Source organism: Acidocella aquatica, from assembly GCF_030160635.1.
Taxonomy (GTDB): domain Bacteria; phylum Pseudomonadota; class Alphaproteobacteria; order Acetobacterales; family Acetobacteraceae; genus Acidocella; species Acidocella aquatica.
In genome coordinates this window covers 1-552 of the sequence record NZ_BSOS01000116.1, presented here as the reverse complement: position 1 = coordinate 552, position 552 = coordinate 1, and the positions used below count along the sequence as shown (strand labels likewise).

1 protein-coding gene is annotated in these 552 nt (G+C 58.2%); it reads left to right on the top strand.

Annotated elements, in window-relative coordinates; genetic code table 11:
* Positions 1-108: 108 nt before the first annotated feature.
* A partial coding sequence (locus tag QQJ84_RS19155; RefSeq protein WP_408862252.1) for a hypothetical protein occupies positions 109-552 on the top strand: 444 nt, incomplete at its 3' end.

Sequence of the window (552 nt, the reverse complement as noted above, 5' to 3'; positions counted from 1 at the left end):
CGCAAGCGACTTCTTGCCTATCTTGTTGATGACGTCACCCTGCTCAAATTCCCTGCTGAAGGAGAGACCCGGATCCACATCCGCTTCAGAGGCGGGAGGACCGAGACATTGACCACCCAGAACCCTAAATCCTCCGCGCAGCAGGTGAAGACCCGGCCCGAGGTGGTAGAACTGGTCGACAAGCTTCTCGACGATCATATCTGCGCCGAAATCGCAGATATCCTGAATGCCAAAGGAATCCGCCCCGGCGGATCAGCGCGGCGTGATCAGGCCGGCGCCCAGTTCACCGACATGCGCGTCATTTATCTTGTCAAACAATATGGCCTACGCCCACGCTACGACCGGCTGCGTGAGCGGGGAATGCTGACAAAAGCGGAGGCTTGCGCAAAGCTAGGCATCACCGAGTGCACCTTGGTTAGGTGGGCAAAACACGGCATTGTGAAACGGCATGCCTCCAACGGCTATATCGGACTCTATGAGCCGCCTGGGCCGCACGTCCCAGCCAAGAAGTGCAGCCGATGGAATCAACTTAGCCACCGGGCTGAGACCATC